The organism is Comamonadaceae bacterium OTU4NAUVB1 (assembly GCA_024372625.1).
In the GTDB taxonomy this organism is placed as follows: domain Bacteria; phylum Pseudomonadota; class Gammaproteobacteria; order Burkholderiales; family Burkholderiaceae_C; genus Variovorax.
The window spans coordinates 1,323,612-1,341,835 of record CP099605.1 but is presented as its reverse complement, the minus strand read 5'-3'; the positions used below and the strand labels follow the sequence as shown (position 1 = coordinate 1,341,835).

18 protein-coding genes, 1 pseudogene and 1 riboswitch are annotated in these 18,224 nt (G+C 74.1%); of the genes and pseudogenes, 8 read left to right on the top strand and 11 right to left on the bottom strand.

What is annotated here, in order from left to right; all coding sequences use genetic code 11:
* Positions 1-21: 21 nt before the first annotated feature.
* Positions 22-210, top strand: a complete 189-nt coding sequence (locus NF681_09675) for a hypothetical protein (GenBank protein ID UST55412.1) — start codon at positions 22-24, stop codon at positions 208-210.
* On the opposite strand, the gene NF681_09670 is transcribed toward NF681_09675, so the two are convergent.
* The 3 genes from NF681_09670 to cobO are packed head-to-tail and all read right to left on the bottom strand — an operon-like array spanning position 149 to position 2,818.
* Positions 149-1,216 carry an aminotransferase gene (locus NF681_09670; GenBank protein UST55411.1) on the bottom strand — a complete coding sequence of 356 codons (1,068 nt, stop codon included), beginning with the start codon at positions 1,214-1,216 and terminating at the stop codon, positions 149-151. The genes NF681_09675 and NF681_09670 overlap by 62 nt on opposite strands.
* Positions 1,213-2,229 (bottom strand): adenosylcobinamide-phosphate synthase CbiB, encoded by a 1,017-nt coding sequence (gene cbiB / locus NF681_09665; GenBank protein ID UST55410.1) that lies wholly within the window; start codon positions 2,227-2,229, stop codon positions 1,213-1,215. The genes NF681_09670 and cbiB overlap by 4 nt, the downstream gene beginning before the upstream one ends.
* A gap of 7 nt (positions 2,230-2,236) precedes the next feature.
* Positions 2,237-2,818, bottom strand: a complete 582-nt coding sequence (gene cobO / locus NF681_09660) for a cob(I)yrinic acid a,c-diamide adenosyltransferase (GenBank protein ID UST55409.1) — start codon at positions 2,816-2,818, stop codon at positions 2,237-2,239.
* A gap of 51 nt (positions 2,819-2,869) precedes the next feature.
* Between cobO and NF681_09655 the strand changes: the two genes are divergently transcribed.
* The gene (locus NF681_09655) at positions 2,870-3,586 is read left to right on the top strand and encodes an SDR family NAD(P)-dependent oxidoreductase (protein UST55408.1); all 717 of its coding nucleotides are present in this window, start codon (positions 2,870-2,872) and stop codon (positions 3,584-3,586) included.
* A 14-nt stretch (positions 3,587-3,600) separates the two neighbouring features.
* On the opposite strand, the gene NF681_09650 is transcribed toward NF681_09655, so the two are convergent.
* From NF681_09650 to NF681_09625, 6 genes are read right to left on the bottom strand one after another with little or no spacing between them, the layout of a single operon-like run.
* A complete protein-coding gene (locus NF681_09650; GenBank protein ID UST55407.1) occupies positions 3,601-4,392 on the bottom strand; it encodes an ABC transporter ATP-binding protein in 792 nt (263 codons plus the stop codon).
* Positions 4,389-5,408 carry an iron ABC transporter permease gene (locus NF681_09645; GenBank protein ID UST55406.1) on the bottom strand — a complete coding sequence of 340 codons (1,020 nt, stop codon included), beginning with the start codon at positions 5,406-5,408 and terminating at the stop codon, positions 4,389-4,391. The genes NF681_09650 and NF681_09645 overlap by 4 nt, the downstream gene beginning before the upstream one ends.
* Complete coding sequence (locus NF681_09640; protein ID UST55405.1) at positions 5,405-6,340, bottom strand: helical backbone metal receptor; 936 nt, start codon at positions 6,338-6,340, stop codon at positions 5,405-5,407. The genes NF681_09645 and NF681_09640 overlap by 4 nt, the downstream gene beginning before the upstream one ends.
* Entirely contained in the window at positions 6,337-6,921 is a 585-nt protein-coding gene (locus NF681_09635) for a bifunctional adenosylcobinamide kinase/adenosylcobinamide-phosphate guanylyltransferase (GenBank protein UST55404.1), read from the bottom strand. Before NF681_09635 ends, NF681_09640 begins: the two co-directional genes overlap by 4 nt.
* Positions 6,914-8,353: a cobyrinate a,c-diamide synthase gene (locus tag NF681_09630; GenBank protein UST55403.1), complete on the bottom strand. Its 1,440-nt coding sequence runs from the start codon at positions 8,351-8,353 to the stop codon at positions 6,914-6,916. Before NF681_09630 ends, NF681_09635 begins: the two co-directional genes overlap by 8 nt.
* Positions 8,350-10,302, bottom strand: coding sequence for a TonB-dependent receptor (locus tag NF681_09625; protein ID UST55402.1), 1,953 nt, complete (start codon positions 10,300-10,302; stop codon positions 8,350-8,352). Before NF681_09625 ends, NF681_09630 begins: the two co-directional genes overlap by 4 nt.
* A 74-nt stretch (positions 10,303-10,376) precedes the next feature.
* Positions 10,377-10,619, bottom strand: a riboswitch (cobalamin riboswitch).
* A gap of 39 nt (positions 10,620-10,658) precedes the next feature.
* Between NF681_09625 and NF681_09620 the strand changes: the two genes are divergently transcribed.
* The 3 genes and pseudogenes from NF681_09620 to NF681_09610 all read left to right on the top strand — a co-directional run bounded on the left by NF681_09620 (position 10,659) and on the right by NF681_09610 (position 12,892).
* Complete coding sequence (locus tag NF681_09620; GenBank protein ID UST55401.1) at positions 10,659-10,934, top strand: DUF904 domain-containing protein; 276 nt, start codon at positions 10,659-10,661, stop codon at positions 10,932-10,934.
* Positions 10,931-11,170: pseudogene (locus NF681_09615) on the top strand (cell division protein ZapA). The gene NF681_09620 and the pseudogene NF681_09615 overlap by 4 nt, the downstream one beginning before the upstream one ends.
* A gap of 609 nt (positions 11,171-11,779) precedes the next feature.
* Positions 11,780-12,892, top strand: coding sequence for a catalase family protein (locus tag NF681_09610; GenBank protein ID UST55400.1), 1,113 nt, complete (start codon positions 11,780-11,782; stop codon positions 12,890-12,892).
* Here the strand turns inward: NF681_09610 and NF681_09605 are convergent.
* Complete coding sequence (locus tag NF681_09605; protein ID UST55399.1) at positions 12,873-14,507, bottom strand: malonyl-CoA synthase; 1,635 nt, start codon at positions 14,505-14,507, stop codon at positions 12,873-12,875. The genes NF681_09610 and NF681_09605 overlap by 20 nt on opposite strands.
* A gap of 181 nt (positions 14,508-14,688) precedes the next feature.
* Positions 14,689-15,711 carry a tripartite tricarboxylate transporter substrate binding protein gene (locus tag NF681_09600; protein ID UST55398.1) on the bottom strand — a complete coding sequence of 341 codons (1,023 nt, stop codon included), beginning with the start codon at positions 15,709-15,711 and terminating at the stop codon, positions 14,689-14,691.
* Positions 15,712-15,929: 218 nt separating this feature from the next.
* On the opposite strand from NF681_09600, the gene NF681_09595 reads away from it, so the two are divergent.
* Genes NF681_09595 through NF681_09585 form a run of 3 tightly spaced genes read left to right on the top strand, consistent with a single transcriptional unit; the run spans position 15,930 to position 18,191 of the window.
* Positions 15,930-16,700: a GntR family transcriptional regulator gene (locus NF681_09595; protein ID UST55397.1), complete on the top strand. Its 771-nt coding sequence runs from the start codon at positions 15,930-15,932 to the stop codon at positions 16,698-16,700.
* A complete protein-coding gene (locus tag NF681_09590) occupies positions 16,697-17,497 on the top strand; it encodes a transporter substrate-binding domain-containing protein (protein ID UST55396.1) in 801 nt (266 codons plus the stop codon). The genes NF681_09595 and NF681_09590 overlap by 4 nt, the downstream gene beginning before the upstream one ends.
* Positions 17,498-17,528: 31 nt before the next feature.
* Entirely contained in the window at positions 17,529-18,191 is a 663-nt protein-coding gene (locus NF681_09585; protein ID UST55395.1) for an amino acid ABC transporter permease, read from the top strand.
* Positions 18,192-18,224: the final 33 nt, after the last annotated feature.

Here is an 18,224-nt window from a genome sequence, read left to right as displayed (position 1 = left end):
CACCCCAACAAGGAGCACACCGTGACCCAGGCCAACGATTCCACCGCGAACCCATCCGATGCCGCCAAGGCCAAGGCCCACGAGGAGCCCGAGATCACCCAGGAGGAGTCCGTGCCCAACGATGGCCGCGATGTCGAGGGCGAGAAGCTCATGAAGGACGTCGTGAACGAGAAGCTGGCAGAGAAGCCCGGCGAGGAAAAGCAAGACTGAGCGTCGCCGCCCGGAGCGCCTCCTGCGCCGGCGGCGGCAACACCGCGACGCGGCACAGCCCCGGCAGGCCGAACGAGGCCGCGTCGCGCACCTTGATGCGCCGGGCGCGCAACGCCCCGGCCCAAAGCCCCACGTCGTCGACCCCGGGATCGACGCACAGGAAATTCGCCACGCAGGCGCGGGTTTCCCACCCGAGTTCCGCGCACACCCTCCACTGTGAAGCCCGCCACCCGCACAGGACCTCCCGGCTGCGCGCCAGCCAATCCTGCGCCGAGGCCCGGCGCCACCCGTCCAGCAGGGCCACGCCGTGGCCACCGACCGACCAGGAAGGCGCCAGTCGCGCCACCCCTTCGCGCAGGTCCGGTCCGTCCAGCGGCGCGATGGCATAGGCGGCCCGCACGCCCGTCAGCCCGAGCGCCTTGTTGGGCGTCCACATCCGCCACACGCGGTCGCATTGCGCCGGCGTCAGGCCGAGTCCGCCGTCCAGCCGCAGCGGCTCGTAGGCCAGGTCCAGCACGCACGTCGAGGACGGCGCGAGCGCGTCGATGCGCCCGCCCAGGTCCGGCACGGGCTGGCCCAGCGGACTGGACGGATCGCACTGCCAGACCAGGTCCGGCGGCGCGGCGTCCGCGTCGGTGCCGGGTGGCTGCCGGTCCCACCCCACCAGTCCCCACGCCCGCGCCGCCCGCGCGCAGTCGGCATAGCCGTGCGCCGGCAGCGCGACGGCGCGGCCTCCCTGGCGCGCCACCGCCGCCGTGATGCGCAGGATGAACTCGCTCGCGCTGGCGGCGATCGCGATGCGCGCCGCGTCCACGCCGTGAAAGGCGGCGAGCGCCTCGCGCAGGGCGGTGTAGCGCGGGTCGGGATAGCGCACCGCATCGGCTCGGCGCACGGCGGCCAGGACCTCCGGGCACGGCCCGCAGGCGTTGGCGTTGGTCGAGAAATCGTGGCGCACCGGCGGACCGTCGTCGGGACCGCCATGGACGAACAGCGCGTCGTCGTTCATGGACGCCCCGCCAGCCAGGTCGCCACCAGCGCCACCGCCGCCGCCCCGGCCGTCCCGGCCGCCATGAGCGCCACCGCGCGGCCGCCGGCCCGCGCCGCGCGCCGCACGTCGCCCGCGCCCGGCGCCGGCGCCGACGCGTTGAGCACGTAGACGCCCGGCTTGCCCAGCCGCACGCCCAACCCCAGCGCCATCGCCGCCATCGGCCAGCCGCCGTTGGGCGACGGCGTGAGAACGGCCTCGCGGCGCAGCGTCGCCAGCGGCGACGGGACGCGCGGGCGCGACGCGTCCGGGGAACGACGCGCGAAATGGGCGTGCAGCAGCAGCGCGGTCAGGCGCGCCGGCACCCAGGAGAGCGCGTCGTCGGCCCGCGCGGCCCACTTGCCGGCCCAGGTCCAGTCGCGGCCCCCGCGTTCGCCGAGGTAGCCCCACATCGCGTCGGCCGTGTTGGCCAAACGGTAGACCGCCGCTCCCGGCAACCCCAGGATCGCGAACCAGAACACCGGCGCCACCACCGAGTCGTTGAGGTTCTCGGCCAGCGACTCGATCGCGCTTTCGCGCACCCCGGCCGCGTCGAGCGACGCGACGTCGCGGCTGACCAGCCGCGCCAGCCGGGCGCGGCCGGCGTCGAGCGATTCGTCCAGCGCCGCCTCCACGGCCAGCACCTCGTCGCGCAGCATCCGCCAGGCCAGCAGCGGCTTGAGCAGCAGGCCCGCCAGGACCGCCGCCAGCCAGAGGGGCGCCGACGCGATGGCGGCCTCGAGGCCGAACGCGACGGCGCCCACGCCGGCCGCGCCCAGGCACCAGGCCGCCGCGCCGAGCGCGAACGGCCGCCCGCGCGCCGCCGCGCCGCCGACATCCGCGCCGCCGCCGGCCACCGGCGCGATCCGCCGCCCCGCCGCGCCCAGGTAGCGCCCCATGCCGACCACCGGGTGCCAGCGCGCCGGCGGTTCGCCCAAGGCGCGGTCCACGACCAGCGCGATGCCGATCGCCAGCGCCGTCTGCCAGGCCGCCATCGACGCGTCAGTCCTCGATGCCGCGCTGGGCCGGCACGCCGGCCTTGAACGCGTGCTTGACCATCGTCATCTCGGTCACGGTGTCGGCCAGCGCGATCAGCTCCGGCGGGCAGCGCCGGCCGGTGAGCACCACGTGCACGTCCGACGGGCGCGCGCGCAGCGTGGCGAGCACGTCGTCCAGCGGCAGCCAGCCGTAGATCAGCGGGTAGGTGATCTCGTCGAGCACCACCAGGAAATGCTCGCCCGACAGGATCGATGCCTTCGCGCGCTCCCAGCCGTCGCGCGCCAGCTGGCCCGAACGCTCCAGGTCCTGGCTCTTCCAGCTGAAGCCGTCGCCCAGGCCCTCGATGGGAATGCCGATGCGCTCGAACATGCGGTGCTCGCCGAAGCGCGCGGTCGGCACCTTCATGAACTGCCAGATCTTCACGGCCTTGCCGTGGACGTGGTGGCGGCCGTGGGCGCGCAGGGCCAGCCCGAAGGCGGCCGTGCTCTTGCCCTTGCCGTCGCCGGTGTGGACGATGACGAGGCCGCGGCGCTCGCCTTCGGGCTTCTCGTAGGGTTTGGCGGCGGGAGGGGTTTCGATCTGCATGGCGTGAGGGGGTTAGGCTTCGGATTCCGGATTTCTTCGAGGACACGGGACATGGACACGACCCAGGATTTCGACGGCACCACGGTGCTCATCACCGGCGCGGCCGGCCACCTCGGCGGCGCCGTCGCGCGGGCGTTCGCGGCGCGCGGCGCCCGGCTGGCGCTCGCGGACCTGCGCGAGGACGCGCTGCACGGGAGTTTCGGCGAACCCGACGCGCGGCGCATGCACATCGCCGCCGACCTGCTGCGGCCGGCCGAGGCCGACGCCGCCGCCGCGCGCGCCGTCGAGCGCTTCGGCCGCATCGACGTGCTGTGCAACCTCGCCGGCGGCTTCCGCATGGGCGAGGCGGTGCACGAGACCTCGGCGCGGACCTGGGACGTCCTGATGGACCTGAACGCGCGCACGGTGCTGCACATGGCGCACGCCGTGGTGCCCGGCATGCTGGCCGCCGGTGGCGGGCGCATCGTCAACGTCGGCGCCTTCGCGGCGCGGGAGGGCGCGGCGCGGATGGGCGCCTACGTCGCGTCCAAGGCCGCCGTGATCCGCCTGACCGAGTCGATGGCGGCCGAGCTGCGCGAGCACGGCGTCAACGTCAACTGCGTGCTGCCCACCATCATCGACACGCCCGACAACCGCGCCGCCATGCCCGGGGCCGACCCCGCGCGCTGGGTCGCGCCGACCGACCTCGCCGCCGTGATCGTGTTCCTGGCCTCCGACGCGGCGCGCGCGATCCACGGCGCGGCCGTGCCGGTGACCGGGCTGAGCTAGGCGCGCCGACGTCCTCATCGCGGCAGCGCGATCCACTGGCCGGCCACGCGGTGCACGGCGACGCGCCGGTCGAACACCGCCTCCAGCGCCGCGTGCGTGGCCGGATCGCCGCAGCCGCCGTGGTGGGCCACGCGGCCGTCGGCCATCACCACCAGGTCGTCGGCCGCCAGGGCCACGGAGAGTTCGTGCAGCACGCTGACCACCGTGCGCCCCCGCGCGGCCAGCGCGCGCGCGGTGCGCATCCAGTCGGCCTGGTGCGGCGGGTCGAGGTTGGCCAGGGGCTCGTCCATCAGCACGACCTCGGCCTCGACGGCCAGCGCGCGCGCGAGCAGCACGCGCTGGCGCTCCCCGCCGGAGAGCTCGCCGAGCGGCCGGTCGCGCCAGTCCCAGGCCTGCGTCTCGCGCAGGGCGCGTTCCACCGCCGCGTGATCGGCCTCGCTCGGCGCGGCCAGCCAGCGCTGGTGCGGCAGGCGTCCCAGCATGGCGATGTCGTGCACGCGCAGGTCGTCGGCGCCGGCATCGCCCGCCCCGCCCTGCCCCAGCCACGACAGGCGGCGCGCGCGCTCCCGGCCCGGCAGCGCGGCCAGCGGCGTGCCGCCGAGCCGCACCTCGCCGCGATGGCCCGCCTGCAGCCCCGCCAGCACCCGCAGCAGGGTCGACTTGCCCGCCCCGTTGGGCCCGACGATGGCGCTCCAGCGGCCCGCCGCCAGCGTCGCGTCGATGCCGTGCAGCACCTCGACCCCGCCCAGCGCGACGCGCACGCCGCGCGCCTCGATCGCCACCCCGCCGGACGCCCCGCGCGTCACCGCGCGCTCCCGCGCAGGGCGCCACCGCGCATCAGCCACAGCAGGTAGCCACCGCCCAGCAGCGCCGTCAGCACGCCCACGGGGAGTTCCTGCGGCGCGATCAGCCAGCGCGCCAGCAGGTCGGCCGCCATCAGCAGCATCCCGCCCATGGCGGCCGACAGGGTGACGAGCCCGGCGTGCGTGGTCTTGACCACCGAGCGCACCAGGTGCGGCGCGGCCAGCCCGACGAAGGCGATGAGGCCGGTCTGGGCCACGGCCGCCCCGGTCGCCAGCGCCAGCACCGCGACCAGCGCGGCGCGCATCGCGCCCAGCGGCAGGCCCAGGCTGGCGGCGGTCGCCTCGCCCAGCGCCAGGCCGTCGAGCACCGGGGCCAGCACCCGGGCGGCCGCCACGCAGGCGAGCGCGCAGCCGGCCATCGTCGCGCAGGCGCTCCAGCCGACCAGCCCGGTGTTGCCCAGCAGGAAGCCGGTGAGCGCCACCAGGATGTCGGCCGACTGGATCGTGATCAGGTCCTTCAGCGCGCCGAGCACCACGCCCACGATCACGCCGGCCAGCAGCAGCCGCAGCGTCTGCTGCACCCCGCGCGCCAGCGCCAGCGTGAGCAGCACCGCCAGCACGGCGCCGACGAAGGCCGCGCCCGTCAGCCCCAGGCGCAGCGCCCATTGCGCGCCCGTCGACGCGCCGGCCGCGCCGCCGCCCACGAGCAGCAGCGCCACGGCCACGCCCAGCAGCGCGCCCGAGGCGCTGCCCAGCAGGTACGGGTCGGCCAGCGGGTTGCGGAACAGCCCCTGCGCCACCGCGCCGGACAGCCCCAGCAGCGCCCCCGCGAGCCAGGCCCCCAGCGTGCGCGGCAGGCGGATGTCCCAGACGATCTGCCACGCGACCGGGTCGTCCCGCACCGCGAAGACGCTGGCGAAGCCGGTGCTGCCGATGCCCAGCCCGACCGTCAGCAGCGCGAGCGACAGCACCGCCAGCACGCCGCCGGCGACCCGCACGCGGCGCCGCGGAGCGCTCACGGCACGGCCCGGGCGGGCGTGGGGGCGCCGGCGGCGACGCCGGGCGCCTTCTCCGACAGGCAGCGCGCCATCAGCCGCGCCGCCTCGGCCATGCGCGGCCCCGGGCGCACCAGCACGTCGGACTCCTCGGGCGTGAAGCGGCAGATGCGCTGCTCGCGCACGGCGCGGATGGCGCCCCAGCCCGGTCGCTGTTCCAGTCCGGCGGCGCTGCGCGCGCCCACCATGATCAGTTCCGGATCGGCGCGCACCACGTATTCGGGATTGAGCTTGGGAAACGGCCCGAGCGCCGCCGGCACGACGTTGCGCGCGCCCAGGCGGATCAGCGTCTCGCCGATGAACGAGGTCTCGCCGGCCGCGTAGGGCGCGTTGTTGACCTCGAAGTACACCCGCGCCCCGCGCGCGGCGGCCGGCAGCGACTGCGCCGCCGCCGCCACGCCGGCGTCGATGGCGCGCCACACGTGCTGCGCGTCGTCCACCCCCAGCACGGCGCCCAGCGTGTCGAGCACGCGCCGCACGTCGGCGCTGGTGCGCGGCTCCAGCGCGATCACCTTCACGCCCAGCGCCTCCAGCCGCTGCGTCACGCGCGAGGCCTGCGACAGCAGCACCACGTCGGGCCGCAGCGCGACGATGGCCTCGACGTTCGGGTCGAGGCCGCCGCCGACCTGGGGCAGCGCGCGCACCGGCGCGGGCGAATTCGAATAGCGGTCCACCCCCACCAGCCGGTCGCACGCGCCCAGGGCGCAGACCGACTCGGTCAGCGACGGCAGCAGGCTGACGATGCGCTGCGGCGGGCGCGGCAGCGACACGGTCACGCCGCGCTCGTCGCGCACCTCGGCCGCGCGCGCGGCCGTGCCCGGCCAGGCCAGGGCGGCCGCCAGCGCGAGCGCGCACGCGGCGAGAGGGATCGGACGCCGGAGCGCGGACATCGTCATGCGGGTTCCTTCAGGGTCAGCGGCAGTCCGGCCGCCATCAGCGTGACGCGGTCGCAGGCGGCGGCCACGTCCTGGTTGAGGCGGCCGAGCGCGTCGACGAAGGCGCGCACCTCGCGCCCCATCGGGATCACGCCCAGGCCGATCTCGTTGCCCACCAGCACCAGCGGGCCGCGCGCGGCGCCGATGGCGTCGATCAGGGCGCGGACCGCGACGTCCGCGTCCGCGGCCGCGCCGGCGCCAACGTCCGGTTCCGGCGCCGCGGGCGTCATCGGCATCCGGTGCGCGGTCAGCCACAGCGTGAGGCAGTCGACCACCACCAGCGTGTCGGGCGCGGCGTGCGCGGCGACGGTCTCGGCCAGCCGCAGCGGCTCTTCCACCGTGCGCAGGCCGGGCACGCGCGCGGCGCGCTCGCGGCGGTGGCGCGCGATGCGCGCGCGCATCTCGTCGTCCCAGGGCTGGGCGGTGGCGATCAACACCGCGCGCCGCGCGGCGCCGCCGTCGAGCCAGGCCCGCGCCCGCAGCTCGGCGCGGCGCGACTTGCCGCTCTTCTGGCCGCCGAGGATGAATTCGCGCTCAGGCATCGCGCGACGGCCCGCCGGGTGCCGTGTCGGCGGCGGCCGCGAACGCGATCGGCGCCGGCTCGAACAGCCGTGCCGCCGCGCGCGGATTCGACGCGAACCAGGCGTGGAAGTAGCTCGCGCGCACGCCGCCGCGCACGTGGACGGCCTCGCCCGGACGCGCCGCCGCGCCGGCGCCGGTCGCGGGCGGCACGGTGCGCGCGGCCACCGGCGACGGGGTCTCGCTGGTCGAATAGTGGAAGGTGTGGCCGCGCAGCGTCTCGCCGTCGCCCAGCCGCAGGGCCTGCGGGCCGAGCCCGGCGAGGCGCCCCTGCATCGTCGAGCGGCCGGGCAGCAGGCCCCACATCGCATGGCTGGCGCCATCGGCGGTGACGAGCGTGTCGAACAGCGCCATCATCCCGCCGCACTCGGCCCAGACCGGCCGGCCAGCGGCGGCGTGCGCGTGCAGCGCCGCGCGCAGCGGCAGGCAGGCCGCGAGCGCGGCGGCGTGGAGTTCGGGGTAGCCGCCGGGCAGCCAGACCGCGTCGCAGGGCGGCAGGCTGTCGCCCGCCAGCGGTGCGAAGAAGGCGACCCGCGCGCCCAGGTCCTCCAGCACCGCGAGGTTGGCCGGGTAGATGAAGGCGAAGGCGGCGTCGCGCGCCACGGCGACCGTGCGCCCGGCCAGGGGCCGCGCCGCGCCGGCGCCGGCTGCGTCGCGCGACGCGGCCGGCGCCGGCGGCGCCTCGAAGCGCACCCGGGGCAGCGCCGCGACCGGCAGCGCGCCCAGCGGCGTCGCGGCCAGCGCGTCGGCGGCGGCGTCCAGGCGCGCGAGCGCGTCGGCGGTGTCGCCGGTCGTCACCAGCCCCAGGTGGCGCTCGGGCAGCGCGAAGGCCGCGCCGTGCGGCAGGCCGCCCAGCCATTGGTCCGGTTGACGCAGGGCGTCGCGCAGCATGCCGGCGTGGCGCTCGCTCGCGACGCGGTTGGCCAGCACGCCCAGCCACGGCAGGCCGGGCTGGAACGCGCGCAGGCCCAGGGCCAGGGCGCCGAAGGTCCCGGCCATCGCCCGCGCGTCGATCACGGCCAGCACCGGCAGGCCGAAGCGGGTGGCCAGGTCGGCCGCGCTCGGCCGGCCGTCGAACAGGCCCATGACGCCCTCGACGATCAGCAGGTCGGCCGACGCGGCGGCCGCGTGCAGGCGCGCGCGGCAGTCGGCTTCGCCGTTGATCCACAGGTCCAGCGAATGCACCGGCGCGCCGGAGGCCAGCGCCAGCCACTGCGGGTCGAGGAAATCCGGCCCGCACTTGAAGACCCGCACGCGCCGGCCGGCGCGCGCGTGCAGCCGCGCCAGCGCGGCGGCGACGGTCGTCTTGCCCTGGCCCGAGGCCGGCGCCGCCACCAGCACGGCGGCGCAGGCGGCCGGCCCGGCCGGCGGCGCGTGACCGGCCGCCACGCTCACTGCGGCGTCCACTTCAGGCCGACGTAGCCCCGGCGGCCGCCGGTGGCGTAGGTGCGCGCGAGCTGGTAGTCCTTGTCGCCGACGTTGTCCAGGCGCGCCACCAGGCCGATCTCGCGCGTGAGCTGCGTCGTCGCCGACAGGTTCAGCAGCGCATAGCCACCCAGGCGGCGCGTGTTGGCGGCGTCGTCCCAGCGCATCGCTGAGGTCTGCACCTCCGCGCCCAGCGTCCAGCCGGCCAGGCGCCAGTCGGCTCCCACGGTGGCGTGGCGGCGCGAACGCCGCGCGAGCTGGCGGTCGGTGTCGAGGTCGCGCGGGTCCTGGAAGTCGGCCGACGCGCGCAGCGTCACGTCGCCGATGCGGTGGCCACCCGACAGCGTCACGCCCTCGTACTGGGCGCGCGCCGTGTTGGCGTAGCAACCGACGTTGCGGTCCTGGCAGGTGCCCACGCCCGCCGGACCGAAGGTGATCAGGTTGGTGATGCGGTTGCGGTAGGCGACGATGCCGGCGGTCGTCGCGCCCTGCGTGTAGCGCAGACCGACCTCGACGTTCTCGCCCTCCTCCGGCTGCAGGCTGGCGACCCCGTACTGGCTGAAGCGCTGGTAGAGCGTCGGCGCGCGGAACGACGTGCCCGCCGAGGCGGTCGCGCGCCACTGCGGCGTGATCGCGAAGCCGTAGGCGGCGCTGCCGGTGGACTTGCCGCCGAACTCGCTGTCGTCGTCGTGGCGCGCGTGCAGCTGCAGCGAGTGCGGGCCCTGCACGAAGCCGTAGCCCAGCGCCAGCGCGTTCTGCGACCGATCGCGCGCCAGGCGCGGCACGAACGCGGTGGCGGCATTGTCCAGCGCGTCCTCGCGGCGCTCCAGCGCGGCGGTCACCAGGTGCGGCCCGAAGCGCAGTTCGTTCTGGAACAGGTAGCCGCGCAGTTGCGTCTCGGTGCGGTAGAACGACGGCGCCGTCTCGTAGGTGCTGCGGCTGTCGGTGACCTGCACGCGCGTGCTGTAGAGGTCGCTCCACTTGGCGATCCACGCCGCGCCGGCGGTGCGCAGCGTGTTGGCGTTGGTGTCGTCGGCGAAGGCCGCCGGCGGCCGCGTGCCGGAGACGCGGGCGTCGTACTTCGCCTGGGTGTCGCTCGTCAGCAGCGTGGTCTCGATGCGCTGCGTCGCGCTGATCCGGAACCCCAGACGCGCGTTGGCCGAGCTGATGCGGTAGCCGTCGCGGTCCGGGCTGGTGAAGCCGTCGGCGGCGAAGGGCCCGCTGCGCAGCGGCGAGCGCAGGCTGCGCGGCTGGACGTCGAAGCCGCGGCTCTCCTCGTAGGCGGCGCCGAGCGAGTAGTCGAACGCGCCGCCCACGCCGGCCGAGCCGCTCACGCCGGCCTCGGCGCGGCGCAGGTCGTGGCTGCCCAGGCCGATGCCGACGTAGGGGCGCGCCGGACCCTCGCCGCGCCGGGTGAACAGCTGCACGACACCGCCGATCGCGTCGGAGCCGTAGACCGCGGCGGCGGGACCGCGCAGGACCTCGATGCGGTCGATCTGCGCCAGCGGGATCGCCTCCCACGCCACGCCGCCGGTGGACTGCGAGTCGATGCGCACGCCATCGAGGTAGACGGCCGTGAAGCGCGACTCGGCGCCGCGCAGGAACACGCTGCTCGCATTGGCGATGCCGCCGTTGCGCACGATCTCGATGCCCGGCAGGCGCGCGAGCACGTCGGCCACGCCGGTCGCGCCGCTGCGCTCGATGGTGGCGCGGTCGACGATGGAGACGTCGCTCACCAGATCGGCCAGCGGCTGCTCGACGCGCGTGGCGGTCACCACGGTCTCGCGCAGCACGTCGTCGGCGGGCTGCGCCTGGGCCGAGGCGAGCACGGGCCAGGCGGCGGCGATCGCCAGCGTCGCGGGCAACAGGCGTGCGGGTGCGGACCGGCACGCGCCGGCGAGGGAAACGGAATTTTTCATGGAACAGGAAACTCGGGAAACCAAAACCCTGCCCGGCTTCCCCGCCGGACGTCTGGGTGTCACGACGGCGCACGCGGCGCCGTCTCCTCGTTGGCCGGTATCCGGGCTTGCAGCGCATCTCCCACCGCCTTCCCAGGCACCTGTTTCAGGGCGCCCAGTGGCGAATTGGCGGGAGTGGCGCCGGTGAGGACGCCGTCTGCTGGACCGTTGCGGGGGCAGCGCAGGCTGGCCTCGGCCCGGGGGGCGTCTGGCTCCTGCTTCCCGTTGAACTGCACCGCGTGAACCGCGGCGCGAGCACCAACGCGGCGGATTCTAAGTGAGGCATCTTTCGGAACAGCACTCATACAATCGTTTCCATGTCCGACCCGAGCCCCATCGACCAGATCGCCGTGCGCGTCGAGCGCCTGCTGGCGCGCCACGAGGAAGTCCTGCGCGCGAACGCGCGGCTGCAGGATCAGGTGAGCGCCCTGGCACAGGAGCGCGACGCGCTGCTGGCGCGCTTCGCCGAGGCCCGCCTGCGCCTGGACGCCGTGCTCGAGCGCCTGCCGGCCGAGCCGCCGCACGACGACGCCACCCCGCCGCCCGCCCCGTCCTCGCCACCCGCGTTCGCCTCCGCCGCGGCCGTCCGATGAAGCAGATCGAAGTCCAGATCATGGGCCAGAGCTACCTGCTGGGCTGCCCCGAGGGCGGCGAGGCCCGGCTGCGCGATGCCGTCGAGCGGGTCGACCTCACGATGTGCCGCATCCGCGACGCCGGCAAGGTGCGCGCGCGCGACCGCATCGCGGTGCTGGCCTCGCTGCACCTGGCCTACGACCTCGGGCAGCAGACCGCCGCGGCCGAGGCGAGCGCGGCCGCGGCCGAGGCCGCCGCGCAGGCGGCCGAGCAGGCCCGGGCGGAACGCGTCGCGGCGGCCGCGGACCGCGCGCGCGCCGAGGTCGAGGCGGCCGCCGCCACGCGCGCGCGGATCGAGGCCGAGGCCGAGGTCCTGGCCCGGCGGACCGCCCCGCCCGCTGCGCCGCCGGCGGGAGAGGACCGTCTCGGCGCGCTCGTCAAGCGCCTCGATCAAGCCCTTGCCGGCGACCCTCATTTGCCCTGACGCGGCGTGCCGGCCGGGTCGCCGGGCATAGAATCGCCCCTGTCTGCGGTGCGCGCCGGGCTTAATATTTCCTTGTTCCAATGCTCTCCGGAGCCGGGCTTGGTACATCGCCCGACGGGCGTGATCATCTCGCGTCAGATGAACCCGAAGTCGGGCTGCCCTCGCCCACCTGAACCCTGGTTCAGGATGCGGGTCCGGTGCACATTCGCAGACACCTTCTCTCCCCGGTCCGGCCCTCCACGCCGCGACCCTGCGCTTCCCGGAACGACGCCATGTCGTCCCACAAGGCGTCGTCGGCGCCACTGACGGTCCGGCGCGGTCCTCCTTCGAATACTGACGCGACGGCGCCCCGCGCCGCGTCCAACCCCGAAGGAAACCACGATGTCCGCTCCCCTGCCCCACGCCGCCGAGCCACTGCGCTACCAGCCCGCATACGAATCGCTCGAGGACGACGAGGCCGAGACGACCCGCGCGCTGAAGGAAACCCTGCACGAGATCAGCGAGACCGTCCACCGGGACGAGGGCCATGCCTACCGCAGCGTGCACGCCAAGAGCCACGGCCTGCTGCTGGCCGAACTGCGGGTCCTGGACGGACTGCCCGAGCGGCTGGCGCAGGGCCTGTTCGCCAAGGCGGGCACCTACCCCGTCGCCATGCGCTTCTCCACCACGCCCGGCGACCTGCTCGACGACGCCGTCTCCACGCCGCGCGGCGTGGCGCTGAAGGTCGTCGGCGTCGAGGGCGATCGCGTCTCGGGCTCGGAAGGCGACGTCACGCAGGACTTCATCCTGGTCAACGGCCCGGTCTTCAGCGCGCCCACGGCCAAGGCCTTCCTGGGTCCGCTCAAGCTGCTCGCCGCCACCACCGACAAGGCCTCCGGCCTGAAGAAGGCGCTCTCGGCGGCCCTGCGCGGCCTGGAGACGCTGGTCGAGAAGGCCGGCGGCGAGGTCGCCACGTTCAAGACCATGGGCGGCCATCCGGCCACGCACATCCTCGGGGAGACCTTCTACACGCAGGTGCCGCTGCGCCATGGCCCCTACATGGCCAAGCTCTCGCTCGCGCCGGTGTCGGCCGAACTGGTGGCGCTGACCGGCAACCTGCTCGATCTGGGCGACGGACCCGATGTCATCCGCGAGGCCGTGCTGCAGCATTTCGCCCACAACGGCGGCGAGTGGGAACTGCGCGTGCAGCTGTGCACCGACATCGAGGCGATGCCGATCGAGGACGCCTCGGTCGAATGGCCCGAGGACCGCAGCCCCTACGTCGCCGTCGCCCGCCTGAGCGCGCGGCCGCAGGTGGCGTGGAGCGCCGCGCGTTCGGCGGCGGTGGACGACGGCATGTCGTTCTCGCCCTGGCATTCGCTGGCCGCGCACCGCCCGCTCGGCTCGATCATGCGCGTGCGCAAGGCGGTCTACGACATGGCGGCGCAGTTCCGCAGCAACGCCAACGGCGTGCCGGTGGACGAGCCCGCCACGCTCACCGCGCTGCCGGCCTGATCGGCTCGGCGCGGGCGTTGCCCGCGCCGGCGGCGGCCGTGCTGCCGGCGAACAGCCCCTTGTGCTGCTCGCGCAGGGCCGCCTTCTGCACCTTGCCCATGGTGTTGCGCGGCAGCTCGTCGACCACGAAGCAGCGCTTGGGGATCTTGAAGTTGGCGAGCTGGCGGCGCAACGCCGCGAGGATCGCCTCGGCGTCGGGCCGCTCGTCCTTGCGCGCCACCACCAGCGCCACGCCCACCTCGCCGAAATCCGGGTGCGGCACGCCGATCACGGCGCTCTCGGTCACGCCCGGCATCTCGTTGATGACACCCTCGATCTCGGCCGGGTAGACGTTGTAGCCCCCGCTGATGATGAGGTCCTTGCTGCGCCCGACGATGGTGACGTAGCCCAGGCCGTCGATGCGCCCGACGTCGCCGGTCTTGAAGAAGCCGTCGGCCGTGAACTCCTCGCGCGTCTTCTCCGGCATGCGCCAGTAGCCGGCGAAGACGTTGGGCCCGACGACCTCGATGCCGCCGATCTCGTCGGTGGCGCAGTCGCGGAATTCGCCGCCGCCGTGGTCGTCGGCCGTGCGCACCCGCAGGTTGACGCCGGGCAGCGGAAAGCCCACGGTGCCGCCGCGCCGCTCGCCCTGTACCGGGCGGTAGGGGTTGGAGGTGAGCATCGCCGTCTCGCTCATGCCGTAGCGCTCCAGGATGGTGTGGCCGGTGCGTTCGCGCCACGTCTCGAAGGTCTCGATCAGCAGCGGCGCCGAGCCGGAGATGAACAGCCGCATGCGCGCGCAGGCCTCCTTCGTGAGGCCCGGCTCCGCCAGCATGCGCACGTACAGCGTGGGCACCCCCATGAAGACGGTGGCGTCGGCCAGCCGCGCCACCACCTTCTTCGGATCGAAGCGGTCGAACCAGATCATCCGGCTGCCGTTGAGCAGCGCGCCGTGCAGCGCGACGAACAGGCCGTGGACGTGGAAGATCGGCAGCGCGTGGATCAGCACGTCGCCCTCGGTCCAGCCCCAGTAGTCCTTGAGCACCTCGGCGTTGGAGCGCAGGTTGCGGTGCGTGAGCATGGCGCCCTTGCTGCGCCCGGTGGTGCCGCTGGTGTAGAGGATGGCCGCGAGGTCGTCGTCGGCCTTCATGGCCGGCACGTGCTGGTCGGGGCACTGCGCGGCCACGTCGAGGAGCGTGCCGGTGCGGTCGTCGTCGAGCGTGAAGACGTGGCGCGTGCCGGCCTCCACGGCGATGGGCGCCACCCAGTCGGCGTTGGCGCTGCCGCACACCACCACGGCGGGTTCGGCGTTGCCGATGAAGTAGGCGATCTCGGCGCTGCGGTAGGCGGTGTTCAGGGGCAGGAAGACATGGCCCGCGCGCAGCGTCCCCAGGTACAGCGCCACGGCCTCGACCGACTTCTCCACCTGCACGGCGATGCGCGAGGCCGGTGGCAGGGCCAGCGCGTCGAGCAGGTTCGCGATGCGCGCGCTGGCCTGGTCGAGGTCGCGCCAGGTGTGGCGCTGGCCCTCGTCGGTCTCGATGGCGATGGCGTCGAGGTCGCACGGGAAGCCGCCGCGCAGCGCGACGAAGAGGTTGGCGTTGCCCGCGGGCGAGGAGGTCGATGGAGCGTTCATGGTTCGTCTGGCAGGGAAAACTCGAAGAAGGAACGGAAAGGTCGAAGGGATCGGGGGGATCGCCCGCCGCCGGCGCGATGCGCATCGGAAGCACGCGGCGGGCCAGCCGCTGAAGGCGCAGGCGCCGTCGCGGTGCACGGTGCCGCCGGGTGCTGCAGGCGGGTCGCGCCGGACATCGGGGTCAGTCGAGCTTGGTGCCGGAGGCCTTGACGACGGTGGCCCAGCGCCGGACCTCGGCGTTGACGAAGCCGCCGAACGCCGTGGTCGCGAGGTCCGGGATCTCCGAGCCGTTGGCCGCCCAGATGGTGCGCAGGTCGTCGGCCGCGAGCGCCTTGCGCGCGCTCTCGATGATGCGCGCCTGGAGCTCGCCCGGCGTGCCCCGGGGTGCCCAGAGGCCGTACCAGGTGGTCACGGTGTAGTCCGGCAGACCCACCTCGGCGGCGCACGGCACGTCGGGGAAGGCGGGATTGCGCCGGGTGCCCGAGACCATCAGCGCCTTGATGCGACCGGCCTTGATGTGCTGGGCCGACGAACCCAGCCCGTCGAACATGACGTCGACGTTGCCGGCGATGAGGTCCTGCAGCGCCGGGCCGGCGCCCCGGTAGGGGATGTGGGTGATGAAGACGCCGGTCTGCAGCTTGAACAGTTCCCCGGCCAGGTGGTGCGAGGTGCCGGCGCCGGCCGAGGCGTAGTTCAGCCGGCCGGGGTTCTTCTTCGCCAGGTCGAGGAACTCGCGCAGGTTGGCGACCTTCACGCGCTGCGGATTGACCACCAGCACCTGGGGCACGTTGGCCAGCAGCATGAGCGGGACGAAGTCGCGTTCGATGTCGTAGTCCAGGCGCGGGTACACCGCCGGTGCGATGGCGTGGTGCACCGCGCCCATGAACAGCGTGTAGCCGTCGGGCTGCGCCTTGGCGGCGATGCCGGCGCCGAGCGTGCCGCCGGCGCCGCCGCGGTTGTCGATCACCAGCGTCTGGCCGGTCGCGCGCGAGAACTGCGCCGAGAACGGCCGGGCGAAGGCGTCCGTGCCGCCGCCGGCGGGAAACGGCACGATCATCGTCACCGGCCGGGCCGGCCAGCCCGCCTGGGCATGCGCCGGCGAGGCGAGCGCGCCGAACAGGCCCAGGGCCGAAGCCCCGGCGGCGGTGGCGGTGGTGCGGGTGGCCAGGCGCAACAGGTGGCGCCGGTCGAGGTCTGGATTCATGGGTCGTCTCCAATCGTTGTGGTCGTCTCGGTCTTCGTCCGTGTCGTCGGATCGCGGCGACAGTGGACCATGAGTCGGGCGGATTTCCCATGCCCGAGGCCCACGGATCGCCGCCCGAGCATCGCAGGGAAGTAGCACGAAAGGTTTGCATCTTTGCGCCTTCGTGGTGCGCACATCTTGCATACCAGTTGGCACGGAAGCTGCTGACGCACGGTGACATGTCGATCTCCGCTTCCGAAATCAGTGCACGCATCATCGAGGCGGTGATGGCGCGCAAGCTCGCGCCCGGCTCCCGGCTGGGCGAACAGCCACTGGCGATGCTGTTCGGCTGCAGCCGCACCATCGTGCGCGAGGCGCTGACCCGGCTGGCCGCGCGCGGCATCGTGACCGTGAGCGCGCGGCGCGGCTGGTTCGTCATCGAGCCCTCGCAGGACGAGGCGCGCGAGGCCTTCGAGGCGCGCCGGGTGATCGAGGTCGGGCTGATCCGCAGCGCCGGCCAGTCCGGGCGCATCGGCGCGGTCGCGCTCGGCCGCCTGCGCGCCCACCTCGCGCGCGAGCAGGCCGCCATCGCCGACGACACCGACATCGGCACCCGCAGCTTCCTGCTGGGCGACTTCCACGTCTGCCTGGCCGAGTGCCTGGGCAACACCCTGCTGGCCGACACCCTGCGCGACTTCACCGCGCGCACCACGCTGATCGCGATGCGCTACCAGTCCACCCACGACGCCGCGCAATCCTGCGCCGACCACGTGCGCATCGTCGAGGCCCTCGCACGCGGCGACGCGGCCAGCGCCGAGGCCCTGATGTCCGAACACATCGGCACCGTGCACGCCGCCCTGCGCGCGCGCTGCGACCACGACCCGCTGGCGCAGTTGCGCGACGCGCTCGCGCCCCTGGCCGGCGGCACCGCGGTCGCGGGCAGCGTGCCAGCGGCCGCCGACGAACCCACCCCCGACGATTCATCCACCTACCTAGGAGCCCTGTTATGACCCCTCTCATCACCAAACGCGCCTTCGCGCTCGGCCTCGCCGCAGCGGCCACCCTCCTCGCCTCGGCCGGCGCGCACGCCCAGGCGGCGCTCGACGACGTCATGAAGGCCAAGTCGATCAAGATCGCCATCCCGACCGACTACCCGCCCTACGGCTTCGTCGGCACCGACATGGCGCCCCAGGGCCTGGACGTCGACGTGGCCAGGCTGATCGCCGCCAAGCTCGGCGTGAAGGTCGAGCTGGTGCCCGTGACCAGCGCCAACCGCGTGCCCTACCTGCAGACGCGCAAGGCCGACCTGGTGGTCTCCACGCTCGGCAAGAACCCCGACCGCGAGAAGGTGATCGACTTCACGAGCGCCTACTCGCCCTTCTTCCAGGCCGTGTTCGCGCCCAAGTCGATGGCGATCAAGGGCTGGGGCGACCTGGCCGGCAAGAGCGTGGCCGTCACGCGCGGCGCGATGGAGGACCAGGAACTGGCCAAGGTCGCCCCCGCGGGCGTCGACGTCAAGCGCTTCGAGGACAACAACGCCACCATCGCCGCCTTCGTCGCCGGCCAGACGCAGCTGGTGGCGACCAGCGCCTCGGTCGCGGGCAACATGATGGCCAAGAATCCCGGCGTGGGCGCCGAGTTCAAGCTGCTGCTCAAGGACAGCCCCAACTTCATCGGCGTGGCCAAGGGCGAGGACAAGCTGCGCCTGAAGGTCAACGACATCCTGGCCGAGGCCAAGAAGGCCGGCGAGCTCGACGCGCTGTCGAAGAAGTGGCTCGGCCGCCCGTCGGGCGACCTGCCGAGCTGATCCCGACCGGTCCCGACGGAAGCACCCGGCCATGCGCATCACCTTCGATTTCCTGGCGGTCCTCGCCCAGTGGCCCCTGCTGCTCCGGGGCGTGGCATGGACCGTCGGGCTCACCGCGATCGCCACCGTCGTGGGCATGGCGGTGGGCGTGTTCTGCGCCTGGGCCCGCTCGGGCGGTCCGACGTGGCTGCGCTGGGGGGTCGGCGCGTACGTGGAGCTGATCCGCAACACGCCCTTCATCGTGCAGCTGTTCTTCATCTTCTTCGGCCTGCCGGCGGCGGGCTTCAAGCTGTCGGCGGAGATGGCCTCGGTGATCGCCATGACGCTGAACCTCGGGGCCTACGCCACCGAGATCGTGCGCGCCGGCATCGAGGCGACGCCCCGGGGCCAGATCGAGGCCGCCGTGAGCCTGGCGCTCGACCGCGTGCAGGTCTTTTTCCGCGTCGTGCTGCCGCCCGCGCTCAAGAAGGTCTGGCCCTCGATGGTCAGCCAGATCGTGATCGTGATGCTGGGCTCGGCGGTCTGCGGCCAGATCTCCACGGAGGAGCTGAGCTACGCGGCCAACCTGATCCAGAGCCGCAACTTCCGCGCCTTCGAGTCCTTCATCGTCGCCACGCTGATCTACCTGGCGCTGTCGGTGGCGCTGCGGCGCCTGCTCGACTGGGCCGGGCCGAAATATTTCTTCGGCCGCTGACCGGTCCCCGACCGCAACAACAACAGGAAAGCC

Excerpts from the sequence above, each read along its gene's own strand:
- NF681_09590 (UST55396.1), top strand. The coding sequence starts at position 16,697 with ATGACCCCTCTCATCACCAAACGCGCCTTCGCGCTCGGCCTCGCCGCA.
- NF681_09620 (UST55401.1), top strand. The coding sequence starts at position 10,659 with ATGTCCGACCCGAGCCCCATCGACCAGATCGCCGTGCGCGTCGAGCGC.
- NF681_09625 (UST55402.1), bottom strand. The coding sequence starts at position 10,302 with ATGAAAAATTCCGTTTCCCTCGCCGGCGCGTGCCGGTCCGCACCCGCA.
- NF681_09585 (UST55395.1), top strand. The coding sequence starts at position 17,529 with ATGCGCATCACCTTCGATTTCCTGGCGGTCCTCGCCCAGTGGCCCCTG.
- NF681_09595 (UST55397.1), top strand. The coding sequence starts at position 15,930 with ATGTCGATCTCCGCTTCCGAAATCAGTGCACGCATCATCGAGGCGGTG.
- cobO (UST55409.1), bottom strand. The coding sequence starts at position 2,818 with ATGCAGATCGAAACCCCTCCCGCCGCCAAACCCTACGAGAAGCCCGAA.
- NF681_09655 (UST55408.1), top strand. The coding sequence starts at position 2,870 with ATGGACACGACCCAGGATTTCGACGGCACCACGGTGCTCATCACCGGC.
- NF681_09635 (UST55404.1), bottom strand. The coding sequence starts at position 6,921 with ATGCCTGAGCGCGAATTCATCCTCGGCGGCCAGAAGAGCGGCAAGTCG.
- NF681_09670 (UST55411.1), bottom strand. The coding sequence starts at position 1,216 with ATGAACGACGACGCGCTGTTCGTCCATGGCGGTCCCGACGACGGTCCG.
- NF681_09640 (UST55405.1), bottom strand. The coding sequence starts at position 6,340 with ATGACGATGTCCGCGCTCCGGCGTCCGATCCCTCTCGCCGCGTGCGCG.
- NF681_09605 (UST55399.1), bottom strand. The coding sequence starts at position 14,507 with ATGAACGCTCCATCGACCTCCTCGCCCGCGGGCAACGCCAACCTCTTC.
- NF681_09610 (UST55400.1), top strand. The coding sequence starts at position 11,780 with ATGTCCGCTCCCCTGCCCCACGCCGCCGAGCCACTGCGCTACCAGCCC.
- NF681_09600 (UST55398.1), bottom strand. The coding sequence starts at position 15,711 with ATGAATCCAGACCTCGACCGGCGCCACCTGTTGCGCCTGGCCACCCGC.
- cbiB (UST55410.1), bottom strand. The coding sequence starts at position 2,229 with ATGGCGGCCTGGCAGACGGCGCTGGCGATCGGCATCGCGCTGGTCGTG.